16 protein-coding genes are annotated in these 18,250 nt (G+C 62.8%); 5 read left to right on the top strand and 11 right to left on the bottom strand.

Annotation, left to right across the window (positions count from 1 at the left end; genetic code table 11):
- Positions 1-3 precede the first annotated feature (3 nt).
- From QMK50_RS16340 to asd, 3 genes are all read left to right on the top strand, one after another.
- Complete coding sequence (locus tag QMK50_RS16340; protein ID WP_159987314.1) at positions 4-1,521, top strand: GumC family protein; 1,518 nt, start codon at positions 4-6, stop codon at positions 1,519-1,521.
- Positions 1,522-1,623: 102 nt separating this feature from the next.
- On the top strand, positions 1,624-2,439 hold the full coding sequence (rhdA, locus tag QMK50_RS16335) for a thiosulfate sulfurtransferase (RefSeq protein WP_095169602.1): 816 nt from the start codon (positions 1,624-1,626) through the stop codon (positions 2,437-2,439).
- An 18-nt stretch (positions 2,440-2,457) separates the two neighbouring features.
- Positions 2,458-3,318: an archaetidylserine decarboxylase gene (asd, locus tag QMK50_RS16330; RefSeq protein ID WP_320333500.1), complete on the top strand. Its 861-nt coding sequence runs from the start codon at positions 2,458-2,460 to the stop codon at positions 3,316-3,318.
- A 121-nt stretch (positions 3,319-3,439) separates the two neighbouring features.
- On the opposite strand, the gene serB is transcribed toward asd, so the two are convergent.
- A complete protein-coding gene (gene serB / locus QMK50_RS16325) occupies positions 3,440-4,654 on the bottom strand; it encodes a phosphoserine phosphatase SerB (RefSeq protein ID WP_095169604.1) in 1,215 nt (404 codons plus the stop codon).
- Positions 4,655-4,788: 134 nt separating this feature from the next.
- Between serB and QMK50_RS16320 the strand changes: the two genes are divergently transcribed.
- Entirely contained in the window at positions 4,789-6,324 is a 1,536-nt protein-coding gene (locus QMK50_RS16320; protein ID WP_320333499.1) for an AhpA/YtjB family protein, read from the top strand.
- 271 nt (positions 6,325-6,595) lie between these two features.
- On the opposite strand, the gene QMK50_RS16315 is transcribed toward QMK50_RS16320, so the two are convergent.
- From QMK50_RS16315 to QMK50_RS16275, 9 genes are all read right to left on the bottom strand, one after another.
- Positions 6,596-7,309, bottom strand: a complete 714-nt coding sequence (locus QMK50_RS16315; RefSeq protein ID WP_095169606.1) for a membrane integrity-associated transporter subunit PqiC — start codon at positions 7,307-7,309, stop codon at positions 6,596-6,598.
- Positions 7,310-7,485: 176 nt separating this feature from the next.
- Positions 7,486-9,750: a DNA topoisomerase IV subunit A gene (parC, locus tag QMK50_RS16310; protein ID WP_159993410.1), complete on the bottom strand. Its 2,265-nt coding sequence runs from the start codon at positions 9,748-9,750 to the stop codon at positions 7,486-7,488.
- Positions 9,751-9,760: 10 nt separating this feature from the next.
- Positions 9,761-10,282: a TIGR02281 family clan AA aspartic protease gene (locus QMK50_RS16305; protein ID WP_095169608.1), complete on the bottom strand. Its 522-nt coding sequence runs from the start codon at positions 10,280-10,282 to the stop codon at positions 9,761-9,763.
- Positions 10,279-11,262, bottom strand: a complete 984-nt coding sequence (locus tag QMK50_RS16300; RefSeq protein ID WP_320333498.1) for an esterase-like activity of phytase family protein — start codon at positions 11,260-11,262, stop codon at positions 10,279-10,281. Before QMK50_RS16300 ends, QMK50_RS16305 begins: the two co-directional genes overlap by 4 nt.
- Complete coding sequence (gene parE, locus QMK50_RS16295) at positions 11,262-13,166, bottom strand: DNA topoisomerase IV subunit B (RefSeq protein ID WP_095169610.1); 1,905 nt, start codon at positions 13,164-13,166, stop codon at positions 11,262-11,264. Before parE ends, QMK50_RS16300 begins: the two co-directional genes overlap by 1 nt.
- 42 nt (positions 13,167-13,208) lie before the next feature.
- Positions 13,209-13,817 (bottom strand): YqiA/YcfP family alpha/beta fold hydrolase, encoded by a 609-nt coding sequence (locus tag QMK50_RS16290; protein WP_095169611.1) that lies wholly within the window; start codon positions 13,815-13,817, stop codon positions 13,209-13,211.
- 136 nt (positions 13,818-13,953) lie between these two features.
- Positions 13,954-14,769 carry a 3',5'-cyclic-AMP phosphodiesterase gene (gene cpdA, locus QMK50_RS16285; protein WP_320333497.1) on the bottom strand — a complete coding sequence of 272 codons (816 nt, stop codon included), beginning with the start codon at positions 14,767-14,769 and terminating at the stop codon, positions 13,954-13,956.
- 106 nt (positions 14,770-14,875) lie between these two features.
- Positions 14,876-15,328 carry a DUF1249 domain-containing protein gene (locus QMK50_RS16280; protein WP_159993402.1) on the bottom strand — a complete coding sequence of 151 codons (453 nt, stop codon included), beginning with the start codon at positions 15,326-15,328 and terminating at the stop codon, positions 14,876-14,878.
- Complete coding sequence (locus QMK50_RS16275; RefSeq protein WP_095169614.1) at positions 15,319-15,936, bottom strand: NUDIX domain-containing protein; 618 nt, start codon at positions 15,934-15,936, stop codon at positions 15,319-15,321. Before QMK50_RS16275 ends, QMK50_RS16280 begins: the two co-directional genes overlap by 10 nt.
- A 226-nt stretch (positions 15,937-16,162) precedes the next feature.
- Here QMK50_RS16275 and QMK50_RS16270 point away from each other — a divergent pair, with 226 nt between their 5' ends.
- The gene (locus tag QMK50_RS16270) at positions 16,163-16,909 is read left to right on the top strand and encodes an RsiV family protein (RefSeq protein ID WP_159993400.1); all 747 of its coding nucleotides are present in this window, start codon (positions 16,163-16,165) and stop codon (positions 16,907-16,909) included.
- Here QMK50_RS16270 and cytX read toward each other — a convergent pair.
- Positions 16,878-18,170 (bottom strand): putative hydroxymethylpyrimidine transporter CytX, encoded by a 1,293-nt coding sequence (cytX, locus tag QMK50_RS16265; RefSeq protein WP_159993398.1) that lies wholly within the window; start codon positions 18,168-18,170, stop codon positions 16,878-16,880. The genes QMK50_RS16270 and cytX overlap by 32 nt on opposite strands.
- Positions 18,171-18,250: the final 80 nt, after the last annotated feature.

Genomic DNA, 18,250 nt, shown 5'->3' with positions numbered 1-18,250 from the left:
AACATGAGTATCCGCGACGTTCTTAATATTCTCTTCAAGCGGCGTTATGTCGCGATCTGCTTCTTCCTGGCGGTGTTGATCGGTGGTTTTGTCGGGCTCAAGGTGTACCCGGCAACCTACGACGCCACCGCCCGCCTCCTGGTGCGCCTGGGCCAGGAAGACATCTACATGCCGGTGCTGAGCAGCAGCCAGTTCCGCACGCCGATGATGTCGGTGGTGCGCGAAGAACAACTGCACTCCGAAGCCGAGATCATCACCAGCGAAGGCCTGTCCGAACAAGTGGTGGACAAGCTGACGCCGCAAGTGCTGTTTCCCGGCATCGACATCAACCATCCCTGGTACTCGCCCAAGGGCTGGCTGCAGATGGCTACCCAGGCCTACGCCGGTCTCGAGAGCTTCTTCTTCCCGCAATCAGGCAACCGTGACCTGCGCAGCAAAGCCATCTCGCGCTTGCAGAATGACCTGAGTGCAGAACCGGTCAAGAGCTCCAACATCATCGAGGTCACGCTCAAGAGCAAATCGCCGCAGGCCGCCGCATTGGGGGTCAACGAGCTGGTCAAGCACTACCTCACCGAACGGGTCAGGGTTTACCAGCGCGAGCAGACCGGCTTTATCTCTACCCAACTGGAAGAGCTCGACGGCCAGATCAAGGGCATCGAAGGCACCCTGGAACACTTCCGCAATGACCGGCAGATCATGGATGTCGACCTACAGCGCAGCATGCAGATCGAAAAGCTCAAGGACGCGCGCAAGAACATCGATACCACCTCATTGATGGTCGAGCAGACCGACAAGCAGATCGGTGTTCTTCGCAGTCAGTTGAGCGGCTTGCCCCAGGTGACCGAACTCGACGGCCAGCAAGGCTCCAACAGCTACGCCCTGAGCGAGATGAACAAGCAACTGACTGACCTCAAGCGCCAGGAGGCCGACACCATCGCACGGCTGTCGCCGAGCGATCCGAAGGTCAGCTCACTGCGTGAACAAATCACCGTGGTCGAACGCGGGATCGCCGAACAACGCGGCCAGCGCGACACCAACTCGCGGCGCGGGATCAACCCGCTCAACGCCCGCGTGCGCGATGACCTGATGAAAAGCGAGGCGGCCATGGCCGGTTATCGCCAGGGCCTGGCCACCCTCAAGGAGCAGGAGGCGGCGGATGTCACCCGGCTCAACGAAATCAACAACGTCGAAGCCCAGTTCAAGGAACTGGAGCAGAAACTCGGGGTACTGCGCGACAGCCGCAAGCTGTACCTGGAGAAACTCGAGGAGACCCGCTTCCTCAACGAACAGGCCAGCTCGCAGATCGGCAACGTCTCGGTAGTGAGCTGGGCAACCGTTAATACCAAGCCGGTCAGCCCGAAACTGTGGATGGTGTTGATTGGCGTGCTGGTCGGTGGCTTGCTGGGCGGGATCGGCCTGGCCTTCGTGATCGAGTTCTTCGACGACAGCCTCAAGTCCGACTCGGACGTGCGCCGCTACCTGGGCCTGCCGGTGATCGCCAAGGTGCCGAACCTGGGATGACCCCTGGGGGGCGAGCCTGCTCGCCCCCCTCCCTCATTGATCACAAGCCCTCTGTTAGTGCTTGCGCTACAATCGTCTCCCTTTGTGCTCTGGAGACCTCACATGCCTGACTTCTCTGGCTTGCCGTTGGTGATCGAGCCGGGCGACCTGCGCGCCCGCCTCGACGCCCGCGAACTGATCCTGGTGGACCTGACCAGCAGCGCCCGCTATGCGCAAGGGCATATCCCCGGCGCACGCTTCGTCGACCCCAAGCGCACCCAACTGGGCCAGCCGCCAGCACCGGGCCTGATGCCGTCACAGGCGGCACTCGAAGCCCTGTTCGGCGAGCTGGGGCATAACCCCGATGCGGTCTACGTGGTGTACGACGACGAAGGCGGCGGTTGGGCCGGGCGCTTCATCTGGCTGCTGGATGTCATCGGTCACCACCGCTATCACTACCTCGACGGTGGGTTGCTGGCCTGGCAGGCCGAAGACTTGCCGCTGTCTGGCGAGGTTCCGGCGGCGGTCGGCGGCCCAGTCGGGCTGACCTTGCACGAGGGCCCCACGGCCACCCGCGAGTACCTGCAAAGCCGCCTCGGCGCCGCCGACCTGGCGATCTGGGATGCACGCGGCCCGCTGGAGTATTCCGGGGAGAAAGTCCTGGCGGCCAAGGGCGGGCATATTCCCGGGGCGATCAACTTCGAGTGGACCGCGGGCATGGATCAGGCGCGTCAGTTGCGCATCCGCAGCGACATGCCACAGATCCTCGAGCAGCTTGGCATTACCCCTGACAAAGAAGTGATTACCCACTGCCAGACCCACCACCGCTCTGGCTTCACCTATCTGGTGGCCAAGGCACTCGGTTATCCGCGGGTCAAAGGCTATGCCGGTTCATGGGGCGAATGGGGCAACCATCCCGATACGCCCGTTGAGATTTAAGGTTTTTAAGGACAGTTAATGAAAAAGCGTTTGTTTATCCTCAGCCAGTACCTGCTGCCCCACCACCTGCTCTCGCGTCTGGCCGGCTGCATTGCCGAATGCCGCGTGCGCTGGTTCAAGAATGCCTTCACCGCCTGGTTCGCCAAGCGCTACCAGGTAGACATGTCCCAGGCGCTGGTCGAAGACCTGACCGCCTACGAGCACTTCAACGCGTTCTTCACCCGCGCCTTGAAAGACGGTGCTCGGCCACTGGACCAGACCCCGGGCGCGATCCTCAGCCCGGCCGACGGTGCGGTCAGCCAACTCGGCCCGATCGAGCACGGCCGTGTGTTCCAGGCCAAGGGCCACAGCTTCAGCGTGCTGGAACTGCTGGGTGGCGACACCGCGAATGCCGCGCCGTTCATGGGCGGCGACTTCGCCACCATCTACCTGTCGCCCAAGGATTACCACCGCGTGCACATGCCGCTGGCCGGCACCCTGCGCGAAATGGTCTACATCCCGGGGCGGATCTTCTCGGTCAACCAGACCACCGCCGAAAACGTACCGGAACTGTTTGCCCGCAACGAACGTGTGGCCTGCATTTTCGACACCGAGCGTGGCCCGATGGCCGTGGTCCTGGTGGGTGCGATGATCGTTGCCTCGATCGAGACCGTCTGGGCCGGGCTCGTCACGCCACCCAAGCGCGAACTGAAGACCTTCCGCTACGACGAAGCCGCCCGCGCACCGATTCACCTGGAAAAAGGTGCGGAGCTGGGTCGCTTCAAGCTGGGTTCGACGGCTATCGTCTTGTTTGGTCCGGACCAGATCCAGTGGGCTGAAGAACTGGCAGCGGGTTCGCCAGTGGTGATGGGCCAGGGTCTGGGCTCACCAAAAGCCTAAAGTCCACGCTGTACCTTGTGGGAGCGGGCTTGCCCGCGAAAGCGTCGGCACAATCAACATAGATGTTGAATGTACCGGCCTCTTCGCGGGCAAGCCCGCTCCCACATTTATAGGTGGTGTATCAGAGTTGACCGTCGCGGTCGCGGAACCCCAGCAGATACAGGACTCCATCCAGCCCGAGGGTGGAAATCGCCTGTTTGGCCGACTGTTTGACCAGCGGCTTGGCGCGGAACGCCACACCCAACCCGGCAATCGCCAGCATCGGTAGATCGTTGGCCCCGTCACCGACCGCAATGGTCTGTTCCAGACGCAATCCTTCCTTGTGCGCCAGTTCGCGCAGCAGATCCGCCTTGCGCTGGGCGTCGACAATCGGCTCGACTGCCACCCCGGTGACTTTGCCGTCGACCACTTCCAGCTCATTGGCAAACACGTAGTCGATGCCCAGCTTGGCTTGCAGCTGCTTGGCAAAGTAGGTGAAGCCACCCGACAGGATCGCCGTCTTGTAACCCAGACGCTTGAGCTCGGCGAACAGGGTTTCGGCGCCTTCGGTCAAGCGCAGCGAGGCGCCGATGGAATCCAGTACACCGACGTCCAGGCCCTTGAGCAAGGCCAGGCGTTCCTTGAAGCTGGCACGGAAATCCAGCTCGCCAGCCATGGCCCGCTCGGTGATTTCAGACACCTGCTCACCGACGCCGGCCGCCTTGGCCAGTTCGTCGATGACCTCGGCCTCGATCAGCGTCGAGTCCATGTCGAACACCGCCAGGCGACGGTTGCGGCGAAACAGCGAGTCTTCCTGGAACGCGATATCGACGTTCAACTCCTGGGCCACGCTGAGGAACTCGGCCCGCAGCGCTTGCGGATCAGCCGCCTCGCCGCGTACCGAAAACTCGATGCAGCCCTTGCCCTTGTCGGCCGGAGTGTCCAGCGGCATGCGCCCGGACAGGCGGTCGATATGGTCGATGTTCAGGCCGTACTTCGCGGTGATCGAGCTCACGCTCTGCAATTGCTCGGCTGTCACTTTGCGCGTCAGCAGGGTCACGATATGGCGTTTTTTACCCTGGTTGCCGACCCATTGCTGGTAGTCCTCTTCGGAAACCGGGGTGAACCGCACCTGCTGATCAAGCTTGTAAGCCGTGAACAGGATGTCCTTGAGCACCGACTTGCCTTGCTCGGTGTCGGGAATTTCAACCAGGATGCCGAACGACAGGGTGTCGTGGATCACCGCCTGGCCGATGTCGAGAATGTTCACACCACCCTGGGCCAGAACACCGGTAATGGCCGCAGTCAGACCCGGACGGTCGACTCCCGTGATGTTTATCAGGACGATTTCGCGCAAGGCGCACCCCCGCAAGTGGAAAAAAACCGCATTCTACCCACATTCAGTGACCATCGGGCACAGCGAGCGCTTTGCCGGTCTGGGGGCTATCGCTATACTGCGCGTCAACTCCACGGACAAAAGAGCCGAGCTCAGTGAACCGGCCCACGCCAGTCAAACCCGATAACTTCTTCCTGCTGATCTTCCGTGCACTGCGCCACCGCCGTGTACCGATTGCATTGCGCATTGCCAGCCATAACGTGATCCTGGTCGCATTGGCCCTGGTGATCTACGCCTGCGTGATGGGTCTGCAGTTCAAACAGGCAATGCACGAACAGGCCGATGCCCTGGGTCAGAGCCTGACCACCCAGACGGCAACCTCGGCCACCGAGCTGCTGGTGTCCAACGACATCCTCAGCCTCAACGTGCTGCTGAACAACCTGACCAAGAATCCCTTGGTGGCCCACGCCGCTATTTATAGCGTGGACAACCGGATCCTGGCCGAGGCGGGGCAACGTCCCAAGCAGGGCCTGCTGGGCGAAACCCAGGGCATGTACGAGAGCAAGATCACCTTCCAGGACGTGTCGGCCGGGCAATTGCGCATCAGCCTGGACATGCAGCAGTTCGAACAGCCGATGACCATCAGCCTGCAGAGCATGGGCATTCTCAGCGCCATCCTGCTGGCCCTGGCCCTGGCCCTGAGCCTGCGCCTGGGGCGCAACATCTCCACGCCACTCCTGCAATTGCGGGTGTGGCTGCGTGACATCGACGAACACACCCCGGCCACCCAGCGCCAGGACGAGATCGGCGACCTGGCCCGCCAGTTGCACGCCAGCTTTGCCCCTGAGCCGGTAGCGCCGGTGGTGGTTGACGAGCCGGAAATCGATGAACTGGACGATGTCGAGGACGACGAGCCAGCGTTCGAAGTGCGCAACTTGCGGGACCCGAGCTTCGATGAAAGCGCCCCGGTGGCCAGCCTGAAAGCGGCGCCCCGGCACGTGATCAGCGCCGAAGAAGACGAAACGGACGACGATGAAGACCCGTTCGCCGATGTTCGCGACAGCGCCACCAGCGCGGTAGTCGTCAAGCCACAGCCCAAGGTCGTCGCCTCCAGCCAGCCGCAGTTCAGCGCCGTGCTCGCCGTGCAACTGGGCGCCCAGGAGCAGCTGCGGCGCCTGCCGCGGGCACGCCTGACCGAGTTGCTGGACCGCTACCGCGACTGCCTGGACCAGGCTGCGTCGCTGTACGAGAGCGAGCTGCACACGCTCAACGACGGCAGCACCCTGATGCTGTTCCACACCCAGGACAGCGGCGAAGACTACCTGACCAACGCCATCTGCTGCGGTGAGCTGTTGCGCGCCCTCGGCCATCAGTTGCAGATCGAAGTCGCCGACAGCGGCATCACCCTGCAATTGCAACTGGGCCTGACCCTGGGCGAAGAACTCTTCGGCCTGAGCCAGATCGACCTGCTGTTGACCGAAACCGCCCAGGACGCTCTCGCCCTCTCCCAGCACAGCCGTAACCTGCTGCTGGTGGAGCGCAAGATCAGCGACGACGCCTTGATCCGCCAGCGCGCCCGCATCCGCCCGATCGCCAGCCCTGAAGGCGCCTGCTGCGTCGAGCGCCTGATGGAGCCCTACCCTTCGATGCTGGAACGACAGCTGGCGCGCATGCACGAGACCCGCGCCTAAGTCCGATCGCGCCCCACCCAAGCCCGCAGCCGAGTAATCGCCTGCGGGCTTTTTATTGCGTCCCGCAGTTGCCAAGGGGGGGGGCAGCTCCATTGGACCAGGTAGCAGCGAGCTTGCTCGCGAAGAACCCAAGAACAACGCGCTGATTCAGACAATGCACGTCATCGTTAACGTCCATCGCGAGCAAGCTCGCTCCTACAAGCAGCAGTTTCGGGGTCGGCAGAAACAACAAAACCCGCACGGGGCGGGTTTTGTGGGGGCGACGTGCAGCTTAGAAGCGGAACACTTCCATGTCCGTGCGAATAGGCGCGGCCATCGGAATCTTCGGCTGTTTCTCACGCTCGGCAGGAGCCGTGGGTTTTGCCGCAGCAGGCTTGCGTGGAGCCTCGGCAACAGGTGGCTGGTTGGCCAGCGGCTTCAGGGCGACCGACAACTGCTCGGCCAGGCGCTGCAACAGCACCCCCTGGGCTTGGACCTGTGCAGCGGTGCCGCCGGCATGTTGCTCCTGCAGGTGAATGATGCGGTTATCGCGGACCTGGCCGCGACGGTCGATCAAGCGCCACTGGGCATCGAGCACCGCCGGTTGCGATTCGCCGGAGTCCAGGCGGGTAATCGACAGCAATACCTGCACGTCCGGAGTGAACCCCAGGGTCGCCGGTGCCAGGACCACGCGCTGGCTGTCCAGCTGACCCGCGACCTGACGCAGCAGCAACTGATTGATGTCCGAAGACAGGCTGCCCGCCCAACGACCGTCGGTCGACGCTTGCAGGCTGCCGTCCGGTTGACGCTGCAACAGGGTTTCACGCTGCAGGTAATCGGCAATCAACACCGGACCCAGCAACACCGCCATGCCTGAGCTTTGCGCAGGCTGTGCCGGGGTGCCGCTGTCCAGCTGATACAGCGACACCGGCTGGTGAACGCTGCAACCCGCCAGGCCAAGAACGCCAGCGAGCAACAAAATTAGAGGAAAGCGCAGAACAGTCATCATCCCATCCAGGTGACGGCCACAAGGCCAGCCACTGTGAAAATACTCAAAAAATATGAAGAACGCTCGACCACGCCGGCGCTTGAAAGGCCATATCATCCGTGAATATGCCTTGCGACTCCAGCGCGAAAGCATCGATCTACGCGTTAAATCGTAGATCGAGCGCTCTAGACCGCTTAATTGAGAGTTTCTACCAATAGTGCATCGACCCGCTGGAAGCCCCGCGGCAGTTTATTGCCCCGGCGTCCACGCTCACCCTTGTAGTGCTCCAGGTCATCGGCCTTGAGTGACAGTGTGCGCTTACCGGCCTGCAATACCAGCGTCGCGCCTTCCGGCAGCACCGCGATATCCGTGACATATTCCTCGCGGTTAGCTACACGTTCGCCGGGGATACCGATGATTTTGTTGCCTTTACCCTTGCCCAGCTGCGGCAGGTCGCTGATTTTGAAGATCAGCAGGCGACCTTCGGTCGTCACCGAAGCCAGCCAGTTCTCGTCACGGTCTGCGACCGGACGCGGCAGGATCACCTTGGCGTTGTTCGGCAGGCTCAACAGCGCCTTGCCCGCCTTGTTCTTGGCTTGCAGGTCCTCGCCCTTGACCACGAAGCCGTAACCCGCGTCGGAGGCGATCACGTACAGGCCATCATCCTCTGGCATCAGGACACACTCGAAGGTCGCACCCGGTGGCGGAGTCAGACGGCCGGTCAACGGCTCGCCCTGGCCACGGGCCGACGGCAGGGTGTGGGCCGGCACCGAGTAACTGCGTCCGGTGGAGTCGATGAACACCGCAAACTGGTTGGAACGACCGGCAGCAGCAGTCTTGAAACCGTCCCCGGCCTTGTAGGAAAGGCCGGTTGCATCGATATCGTGGCCCTTGGCCGAGCGTACCCAGCCTTTTTCCGACAGCACCACCGTAACTTTCTCGTTCGGCAGCAGATCATGCTCGGTCAGCGCCTTGGCTTCGGTGCGCTCGACAATCGGCGAGCGACGGTCGTCGCCATACGTCTCGGCATCCTTGAGCAGCTCGGTGCGTACCAGCTTCTTGAGCTTGGCTTCGCTGCCCAGCAGGGCTTGCAGCTTGGCCTGTTCCTTGAGCAGTTCGTCCTGCTCGTCGCGCAGCTTCATCTCTTCCAGGCGCGCCAACTGACGCAGGCGCGTGTCGAGGATGTAGTCGGCCTGGATTTCGCTCAGGGCAAAACGTTCGATCAGCTTGGCCTTGGGATGCTCCTCGGTGCGGATGATGTGGATCACTTCATCCAGGTTGAGGTAGGCAATCAACAAGCCGTCCAACAGGTGCAGGCGACGCTCGACCTTGTCCAGGCGGAACTGCAGGCGGCGACGCACCGTGCGCACCCGGAACTCCAGCCACTCGACCAGCAACGCGCGAAGGTTCTTCAGCTGCGGCTTGCCGTCCAGGCCAATGATGTTGATGTTGACGCGGTAGGTGGACTCCAGCTCCGTGCTGGCGAACAGGTGCTGCATCAGGGCTTCATGATCGACCCGGCTGTTGACAGGAATGATCACGATCCGGCACGGGTTCTCATGGTCGGACTCATCACGCAGGTCGGCGATCTGCGGGGCCTTGGACGGCTTGGCCTGCATCATCGCGGCAATCTGCTCCAGCACCTTGGCCCCGGAAACCTGGTGCGGCAGCGCGGTGACGATGATGTCGCCGTCTTCGACGTGGTACACGGCGCGCATGCGCACCGAGCCCTTGCCGGTCTCGTACATTTTCAGCAGGTCGGCGCGCGGCGTGATGATTTCCGCCTCGGTCGGGTAGTCCGGGCCCTGGATGTGCTCGCACAGTTGCTCGACCGTAGCCTTGGGCTCATCGAGCAAGCGCACGCACGCCGTGGCGACTTCGCGCAGGTTGTGCGGCGGGACGTCGGTGGCCATGCCCACGGCGATGCCGGTGGTGCCGTTGAGCAGGATGTTCGGCAAGCGTGCCGGCAACACCAGCGGTTCATCGAGGGTGCCGTCGAAGTTCGGCCCCCAGTCGGCCGTGCCCTGCCCCAGCTCGCTGAGCAATACTTCGGAGTAACGCGACAGCCGTGCTTCCGTGTAACGCATGGCGGCGAAGGATTTCGGATCATCCGGCGCACCCCAGTTACCCTGGCCGTCCACCAGCGTGTAGCGGTAGCTGAACGGCTGGGCCATCAGCACCATGGCCTCGTAGCAGGCAGAGTCGCCGTGCGGGTGGAACTTGCCGAGCACATCACCGACGGTACGCGCGGATTTCTTGTGCTTGGAGTCAGCGTCCAGCCCCAACTCGCTCATGGCGTAGACAATACGTCGCTGCACCGGCTTCAGGCCGTCGCCGATATGCGGCAGGGCCCGATCCATGATCACGTACATGGAGTAGTTGAGGTAGGCATTTTCGGTGAAGTCGGCCAGTGAGCGGCGTTCTACGCCGTCCAGGCTGAGATCCAGGGAGTCGCTCATGCGGGCCTCATCATTTCGTGGTCTGGCGCAGCAGCAAGGTGCCACCGCGCTGGGTAAATTCGAGTTGTTTCAGGGCGCTCATGCCCAGCAGCACTTGATCGCCGCTCAAGCCTGGCGCCACCAGGGCGCGCACGTCATGCAAGACAATGTCGCCCAGTTTCAATTGTTGCAGTCGGGTCCGGTAGCCCTGGCTGCGGCCATTGGCCGTGCTCAGGGTGACCGCGGCACCTTTTTCCAGATTCAGCCGTTGGGCCAGGCCGGCCGGGATCGACACATCGGTGGCCCCAGTATCGAGCATGAAGTTCACCGGCTGACCGTTGATCTGGCCATCGGCAACGAAGTGTCCCTGGCCATTACCCACCAGCTTCACCTCGATAAACCCCTCACCCTGCTGCGAACTGACCTGGGTGTTGGGATTTTCCTGGCGCTGTTCCCAGTCGCCGAAAAACCGCGTTGCCAGGAACAGCCCGGCACACCAGGCGAGCACCAGCAGCACCCGGCCGGCGCGTTTTCCCGGCGCCTGCTGACTCATGACTTGGCGCTCCAGCCACCCTGCGGCGCAGCGAAGCGCCAGACGATCGGGCGGACTTCGCCGTCAGCCCGGGCGCCGTTGTTGTTGTCGATGCCGATCCAGGCACCTGAGGCGTCGATCACCAGCGCCTCGGCCAGGCCGTAGGCTTGCGGATAACGCCGCGGCGCCTGCAAGGCATCGGCGGCATACGACCAGCAACGCTCGACCTGGGCCGTCACCGCGTCACGGCGGCAGATTTCATAGGCGTTGCGCTCCAGGGTAAAGAGCTTGCCGTCGAACCACGCCAGGTCGGCGAAGTCCCGGGACACCGGCCGGGCATGGGGAAACTGCGCCGGTTGCATCTGTGTGCCGGCTTCGCTGAGCAGCACGCAGGCACCGTCGCAGTCCCACACGGTTTGTTGCCGCTTGAGCCGCAACAGCCCACGTCGCTCACGCTCGGCCGCCAGCCACAGCTGGTTGCCCTCAGGGTCGACAGCCAGGCCTTCAAACAGCGCATTGAAGTGCAGCAACATGCCACTGGCCCGCGCTTCGCGCACCAGCATCGGGGAAATCTTCAGCCATTGCGCGGCGCCCGTCGGCGGCACCCGCAACACCGCTGCATGGGCCTCGCTGACGATGTAGCGATTGCCGGCCTTGTCGCAGCTGATGCCCTCGAAATCGAAGTTACCACCGCGCACGATCGACGACGCCCAGGTACGCGACTTCAGCCCCCAGGGCAAGCCGCTGTCAGGCACCGGCGGCACGTCGACGGGCACCGCTTCGGCCTGCCAGACACCCTCGCCGGTGGCGAGACGGTAGATCTGCCCATCGTCGCGATCGGAAACCGTCCACAGTTCATTGCCGCATTGCGCCAGACCCGACAGATTACCGCCGTGCATGCCTTGCACGGCATGCTCGGACAGCATCGTCAGCTCAGGCGCCGGCTGCGCGAACGCAGCCCCTGCCAGCAACAACCACGGGAGGGCAAAACCGCTCCGCATCAGGCCAGAACCTCGGCCAGGTTGCCCTTGGACTCCAGCCAGGACTTGCGATCACCTGCACGTTTTTTCGCCAGCAGCATGTCCATCATTTCCGAGGTGGCGGCAAAATCATCCAGGGTCAATTGCACCAGGCGCCGGGTGTTCGGGTCCATGGTGGTTTCGCGCAGTTGCGGTGGGTTCATTTCACCCAGGCCTTTAAATCGGGTGACCTGGGGCTTGCCGCGTTTCTTCTCGGCCACCAGGCGGTCGAGAATGCCATCGCGCTCGGCTTCGTCGAGGGCGTAGTAGATTTCCTTGCCCAGGTCGATCCGGTACAGCGGCGGCATCGCCACGTAGACGTGACCGGCATCCACCAGCGGGCGGAAATGCTGGACGAACAAGGCGCAGAGCAAGGTGGCGATGTGCAGACCGTCGGAGTCGGCGTCGGCGAGGATGCAGATCTTGCCGTAGCGCAGTTGGCTCATGTCCGCCGCGCCCGGATCGACACCAATGGCGACGGCGATGTTGTGCACTTCCTGGCTGGCCAGCACTTCGCTGCCGTCCACTTCCCAGGTATTGAGGATCTTGCCGCGCAGCGGCAGGATCGCCTGGAACTCTTTGTCCCGCGCCTGCTTGGCCGAGCCGCCGGCGGAATCACCTTCCACCAGGAACAGCTCGGAGCGCATCGGGTCCTGCCCGGCGCAGTCGGCGAGCTTACCCGGCAGGGCCGGCCCCGAGGTAATGCGTTTGCGCTCGACTTTCTTGCTGGCCTTGAGGCGACGGCCGGCGTTGTTGATCGCCAGCTCCGCCAGGAGCATGCCGGTTTCCGGGTTGGCGTTGAGCCACAGGCTGAACGCGTCCTTGACCACCCCGGACACAAACGCCGCCGCCTCGCGGGACGACAGGCGTTCCTTGGTCTGGCCGGAGAATTGCGGCTCCTGCATTTTCATCGACAGGACGAACGCGATGCGCTCCCAGACGTCTTCCGGCGCCAGTTTCACCCCACGGGGCAACAGGCTACGGAACTCGCAGAACTCGCGCATCGCATCGAGCAGGCCCTGACGCAGACCGTTGACGTGGGTACCGCCCTGCGCCGTGGGGATCAGGTTGACGTAGCTTTCCTGCACGCTGTCGCCGCCTTCGGGCAACCACAGCAGCGCCCAGTCGACCGCTTCCTTATTACCAGCCAGGCTGCCGCAGAACGGCTCGTCCGGCAGGCGCTCGAACTCACTGACCGCGTCCACCAGGTAGGAACGCAGGCCGTCTTCGTAGTGCCACTCGACTTTTTCGCCGGTGGCCTTGTCTTCAAAACTGACCAACAGCCCCGGGCACAACACGGCCTTGGCCTTGAGCACGTGCTTGAGGCGGCTGATGGAGAATTTCGGCGAATCGAAATACTTCGGATCCGGGGCAAAGAACACGCTGGTACCGGTGTTGCGCTTGCCGACACTGCCGACCACTTCCAGCTCGGTTTTTTTGTAACCGTCGGCGAAAGTCATCTGGTATTCGTTGCCGTCACGCTTGACCCGCACCCGGACCTCGGTCGACAGGGCGTTGACCACCGAAATGCCGACCCCGTGCAAACCACCGGAGAACTGGTAGTTCTTGTTGGAGAACTTACCGCCGGCGTGCAGTTTGGTGAGGATCAGCTCGACGCCCGAGACGCCCTCTTCCGGGTGGATATCCACCGGCATGCCGCGGCCATCATCGCTGACTTCCAGCGAGTGGTCGGCGTGGAGGATGACCTGGACCGATTTGGCGTGCCCGGCCAAGGCTTCGTCGACACTGTTGTCGATGACTTCCTGGGCAAGGTGGTTCGGCCGACTGGTGTCGGTGTACATGCCGGGGCGTTTACGCACCGGGTCGAGGCCCGAGAGGACTTCGATGGCGTCTGCGTTATAAGAGCTAGCGCTGGGAGTGGCCATGGGGTCTCGTCGTCAGTCGTTCATGAAAATAGGGGCAAGGGTTCACAGTGCTGTGAAATCGATCGCCTGGTACACATCTGCGCCAATGCCGGCAAAACTCAACAGGGCCGGCATCTGTCCGGCAAATCCCTGGAAACTATGGTCGCCGCCGGCCTGGATGCGCAACGCACAGGCTCGGTAATACTGTTGGGCGAGGCGATAGTCCAGCGTTTCGTCGCCGGTCTGCAGCCACACCTGGTAGCGCCGTGGGTCCTGGGGCGCCGGCACTTCCAGCTCGGCCAGGGCCGTGATGTGGTCGTGGGTCAATTCCCAGGTCTGTTCGGTATACAGGTTTTGCTGCGTCCCCAGGTAGCCGTCGAACATCCGGTGCGGACTGACGGCAGGGTTGACCAGCAGGGCCTTGAGGCCATGGAGCTCGGCCAAGTGAGTGGCATAGTAGCCGCCGAGTGAGCTGCCGACCAGCAGTGGCCGTCCCAGCTCGGCAATCGCCTGCTGTAACTGACCGATGGCCTCACGCGGGTGATGATGCAGGGCCGGAACGCGCAATTGGTCAGCCAGCCCCAGACGCTCCATCACTCCGATCAACTGGCTGGCCTTTTTCGACGCAGGCGCGCTGTTGAAGCCGTGGATGTAGAGGATCGAACCGGACATTTGAGCTCCCTGGCGGTCGGCAAAAGAAAGCGCAGTTTACAGGGAGTCGGGCATATCGCGAGCAGGCTCGCTGCCACATTTGTTTCCTGGGTCGGTGTAATCCCTGCTCGCGATCGCCGTGAAGCGGTGTTTCTGCTCAGTAACCTTCAGAACCGTAATCGACCGTGAAATCGAATCCAATGACCCGCTCCACTCCGGTTTCCAACCGCCCATCGGGCAACAGGCGCAGCCAGCGGTAGCCTGGCGCCAGGGTATCGACCCGAAAATCTTCGCTGCCGGGTTCGAACTGGATACAGGTCGAAGGCGATGCCAGCAACCGCACGCCGTTGCGCAGTTGGTCGATTTCCTGATGCACATGCCCCCATAACACGGCGCGCACCTGGGGAAAGCGGTCGAGCACGGCAAACAGCGCTTCAGGGTTACGCAAGCCGATCGGCTCCATCCACGGACAGCCAATGGGCACCGGGTGATGATGGAAACACACCAGATGATGACGTTCGGGCGCCTCGCTCAGGGCGCGGGCGAGCAATTGCAGTTGATCGTCCTGCAGGTAGCCCGGCACCGAACCCGGCACGGCGGAGTCGAGCAAGGTGATCCGCCAGTTGCCGATGTCCAGCAACGGTTCCAGCAGCGAACTCTGCACGGCCGCCTGGGCCATGACCTGCGGTTCGTCGTGGTTGCCCGGAATCCAGCGGGCAGGCGCGTCGATCTGCTCGCTCAAGCGGCGAAACAGCTGATAGGAGGCCAAGGTGCCGTCCTGGGACAGGTCGCCCGTGGCAATCACCAGGTCCACCCGGGGCTGTTGCACCCGCACCAGTTCGATCACCGTCGACAGGCTGTCGCGAGTGTTCATGCCCAGCAGCGTGCGGTCAGCCTCGGCGAACAGATGGCTGTCGGAAAGCTGCACCAGCAGGACCGGGTCGTTGGCGGTCAGAGTCGATACGCTCGGCAAGGCGTTCTCCCAAGGCGCGATCACGCAGGTGGATAAGTGGCGCAATTATGCTGGGGCATGGGTAAAAGAGGAAAGCCGTGAACCGGACACAGTTCACATCTGCCGCTTAACGCACCACTTCGTATTCGTGCCCGCACGCCAGGCAATGGCTCAGCCATTCGCCGAGGAAGACGTTGAGCTGGGACTTTTCGTCAGGCTGGTGCATGAAGGCATTGGGGTAAGGATAGATGCCGCGAAAGCGCCGCGCATGTTCGGCGCTGACCACTTCGGCCATGCGCGCATCGTGATAGACCTGCACCTCCAGCTGCGGCACCGGCAGCCAGGGCAGGCTGTGTTCCTGGCGCACACGCAGGGTGGTGGTGTAGGGACAGGTCAGCAGGACCTCGAGGGTCAGCACCCCGAGCATCTGGTCGCCCTGGGTCATGGCGATGCGCCGCGCCGCCGGCGTATTGCGCATGTCCGGCAGCAGCCGCAGCAAGCGGGCATAGTTGGCCTCGCAGGCGCTTTGCAGCCCCACCAGGTCGACCCGATAGCGGTCGCGCTGTTTGTTTACGACCATAGCCCCCTCACTTCAACGCGGTTCAAAGCCAGCCATTGCAAGGCAATAATGCTCGCCGCGTTGGAAATCCGCCCATCACGCACGGCCTGCAGGGCATCTTCAAAGTCCCAGACCGTGACGCGAATATCTTCTGCTTCCTCCAGCAACCCATGCAGGCCGCCAGCCCCCGTACTGTCACACCGCCCCAGGTACAGGTGCACGTATTCAGTGCTACCGCCAGGCGACGGAAAATAGTTGAGCATCGGCCACAACGCCGTGAACTCAAGCCCAGCTTCCTCCTGCGCTTCACGGTGAGCAACTTCTTCCGGTTGTTCGTCCTTGTCGATCAGACCGGCGACCAGCTCGATCAACCACGGGTTGTCGGTCTTGCCCAGGGCCCCCACGCGAAATTGTTCGATCAACACCACCCGGTCGTGCTGCGGATCGTAGGGCAGGACGCAGACTGCATCGTGGCGCACGAACAGTTCGCGATTGATTTCCCGGCTCATGCCACCGGCAAACAGCTCATGGCGCAGGTGTACCCGGTCGAGCTGGTAGAAGCCCTTGTGGCAGTTCTCGGTGCGCACGACGTCGACGACAGTCGGGGTGGCATTGGTAAAGTCAGTCATCACAATCCTCGTCTACTGCAGATCCGCTACGAGGCTCCAACCTCGACTTCGCGCCATCCTAACGCGCTCGCCACCTTTGATGCAGCCCCTTTGCAGTTGCCGGGATAGACGGCAGGGGGGCAAACCTACTCTAATTGACACTATTGAGCTTAGTGGCGAACTGACCGCCCCGCTGGCAGTCGAAGCCGGTAACTTTTTGCCTACCCTTGATCCATGAAGGACGCCCATGTCACTTTTGAAAATCGCCTCCGTGGCCTGTATCGCCCTGACCCTGGGCGCCTGCCAAAGCCTGTTCGAGCCTAGCTACAAGGCGCCGCTGGAAACCCTGCGCGACACCGCAGAGACTATCAAGCCCGGCTGCACCGGTGCCGAATGCCCGCTGGTCAACATCGATCTCGTGCGCTTCCCCGGCGAACCGCAACTGGATGGCATCATCGAACGACGCCTGCTGCAAATGACCCCCACCGCCGCCGATGCACCACTGCCGGTTTCGCTGGCGGCCTATCGCGAGCAGTTCCTGCGCGATGCCGCCCCGCGCAACAGCAGCTACTTGCAGGCCAAGGTACGCGAGCAGCATGACGGACTGGTGATCATCGAGCTGTCCAGCTATCTGGACAACGGCACTGCCACTGGCAAGCCGGGACGCGGCTTCATCAACTACTCGCGCCAGGAGCACAAGGTGCTGACCCTGGCCGATATGCTCAAGCCGGGCGAGGAACAGGCATTCTGGAAAGCCGCCCAGGTGGCGCACAACAGCTGGCTGATCAGCACCCGCCTGGATCAGGAAGCGCAATTCCTCAAGGCCTGGCCGTTCAAGCAAACCCCCAACGTTGCCCTGACCACCGCCGGGGTGATGCTCAAGTACGACGTGAACACCATTGCGCCTTACGCCCTGGGCCACGTCGAGTTGAAGATTCCTTATTCGCGCCTGGGTGGCATCCTCAAGCCCGAGCTGTTTCCCGCCCGAAAGTAACGATGCGGCCCAGCACCAGCTGCAACAGCCCTGCCAGGATCAACGCCGGCAGGGTTGCGCCCAGCTCGGGATAAAAATTGGCCAGCAAGTGATAGGTAACCACCCCGCCCAACCAGGCGCACAGGGCCGACCCGCGCAACGCCGCGCAGGTCGCCTGGGCACCGCGCTTGCGCAGGATGAAGTGATCCACCAGCACCACGCCGAACAACGGCGCGAACACCGAGCCGATCAGCAGCAGGAAGTTCTGGTACTGGGCCAGTGGCGCCAGCAGCGCGATCAGGGTGCAGATCACACCGATGGCCAGGGCCAGGTGCTCGACCTTGAGCCGTGACAGGGTCGCGCTGGACACTGCCGCCGAGTGAATATCGGCAAAGGCGTTTTCCGACTCGTCGAGCAGGATCAACAGCAGCGGAATCCCCAGGCCGGCACCGGCCAGCGCCAACAGCAAGGCATTCACGTCACCGCTGGGGGCAAACGCCAGGGTGTAGGCCACGCCCAGGCTCATCAGCCAGAAGTTACCGATGAAAAAGCCCAGCGCTGTGCCGCCGAAGACATTTTTCGCGCGCTTGCCGAACCGCGAGTAGTCCGCAATCAGCGGCAGCCAGGACAGGGGCATGGCGATCGCAATGTCGAAGCCCACGGCGAACGGCATCGAACCGTCACCGGCCTGGGCCCACAACGCAGCCAGGTCAGCCTTGGCAAACAGGTTCCAGGTCAGCCAGATGCACGCTGCCAGCAACAGCCAGATGCCCCACTTGCGCAGGATCTGCCGCACGAACGTCAGGGGGCCGCTCACCGCCAGCAGGGTCGCCAGGGCGCCGAAGAACAGGGTCCACATCAGCGGGCTGGCCATCAGGCTGCCCTCGCTGAATCCGCGGGCGCCCAGCAGGCTGGCGGCATCGCGCATGACGATGATCTCGAACGAGCCCCAACCGATCAACTGCAGCAGGTTGAGCAGCGCCGGCAGGCTTGCGCCCTTGCTGCCCAGAGTCAACTTGAGCGCGGCCATTGACGACAGGCCAGTATCGCTGCCGATCACGCCGACGGCCGCCAGCAGCAGCACGCCGACCAGGGTGCCGAGGAAAATCGCCAGCAACGAACCCGACAGGCCCAGGCCCGGCGCAAGCAAGGCGCCGGTCTGCAGGACCATCAGGCCGATGCCGAGGGAAAACCACAGGGAGAACAGATCACGGCCGCCGAAGACGCGCTGGTCAGTCGGCACCGCGATATCGGGGGAGTAAGTGCTGGGTTGAATGCTCAAGGGTGTTATCTCAGAGGGACATTTTTTGTTGTGTTGACCGCTATCGCGGGCAAGCCCGCTCCCACATGGACTGCATAAAT

The sequence above is a fragment of the Pseudomonas sp. P5_152 genome, from assembly GCF_033989915.1.
Classification (GTDB): domain Bacteria; phylum Pseudomonadota; class Gammaproteobacteria; order Pseudomonadales; family Pseudomonadaceae; genus Aquipseudomonas.
This window is presented reverse-complemented; position numbering and strand designations above follow the sequence as displayed.

Bases quoted from the DNA above. Each gene is read 5' to 3' on its own strand.
- QMK50_RS16340 (WP_159987314.1), top strand. From the start codon at position 4: ATGAGTATCCGCGACGTTCTTAATATTCTCTTCAAGCGGCGTTATGTC.
- rhdA (WP_095169602.1), top strand. From the start codon at position 1,624: ATGCCTGACTTCTCTGGCTTGCCGTTGGTGATCGAGCCGGGCGACCTG.
- asd (WP_320333500.1), top strand. From the start codon at position 2,458: ATGAAAAAGCGTTTGTTTATCCTCAGCCAGTACCTGCTGCCCCACCAC.
- QMK50_RS16315 (WP_095169606.1), bottom strand. From the start codon at position 7,309: ATGACTGTTCTGCGCTTTCCTCTAATTTTGTTGCTCGCTGGCGTTCTT.
- parC (WP_159993410.1), bottom strand. From the start codon at position 9,750: ATGAGCGACTCCCTGGATCTCAGCCTGGACGGCGTAGAACGCCGCTCA.
- QMK50_RS16305 (WP_095169608.1), bottom strand. From the start codon at position 10,282: ATGAGTCAGCAGGCGCCGGGAAAACGCGCCGGCCGGGTGCTGCTGGTG.
- QMK50_RS16300 (WP_320333498.1), bottom strand. From the start codon at position 11,262: ATGCGGAGCGGTTTTGCCCTCCCGTGGTTGTTGCTGGCAGGGGCTGCG.
- parE (WP_095169610.1), bottom strand. From the start codon at position 13,166: ATGGCCACTCCCAGCGCTAGCTCTTATAACGCAGACGCCATCGAAGTC.
- QMK50_RS16290 (WP_095169611.1), bottom strand. From the start codon at position 13,817: ATGTCCGGTTCGATCCTCTACATCCACGGCTTCAACAGCGCGCCTGCG.
- QMK50_RS16280 (WP_159993402.1), bottom strand. From the start codon at position 15,328: ATGGTCGTAAACAAACAGCGCGACCGCTATCGGGTCGACCTGGTGGGG.
- QMK50_RS16275 (WP_095169614.1), bottom strand. From the start codon at position 15,936: ATGACTGACTTTACCAATGCCACCCCGACTGTCGTCGACGTCGTGCGC.
- QMK50_RS16270 (WP_159993400.1), top strand. From the start codon at position 16,163: ATGTCACTTTTGAAAATCGCCTCCGTGGCCTGTATCGCCCTGACCCTG.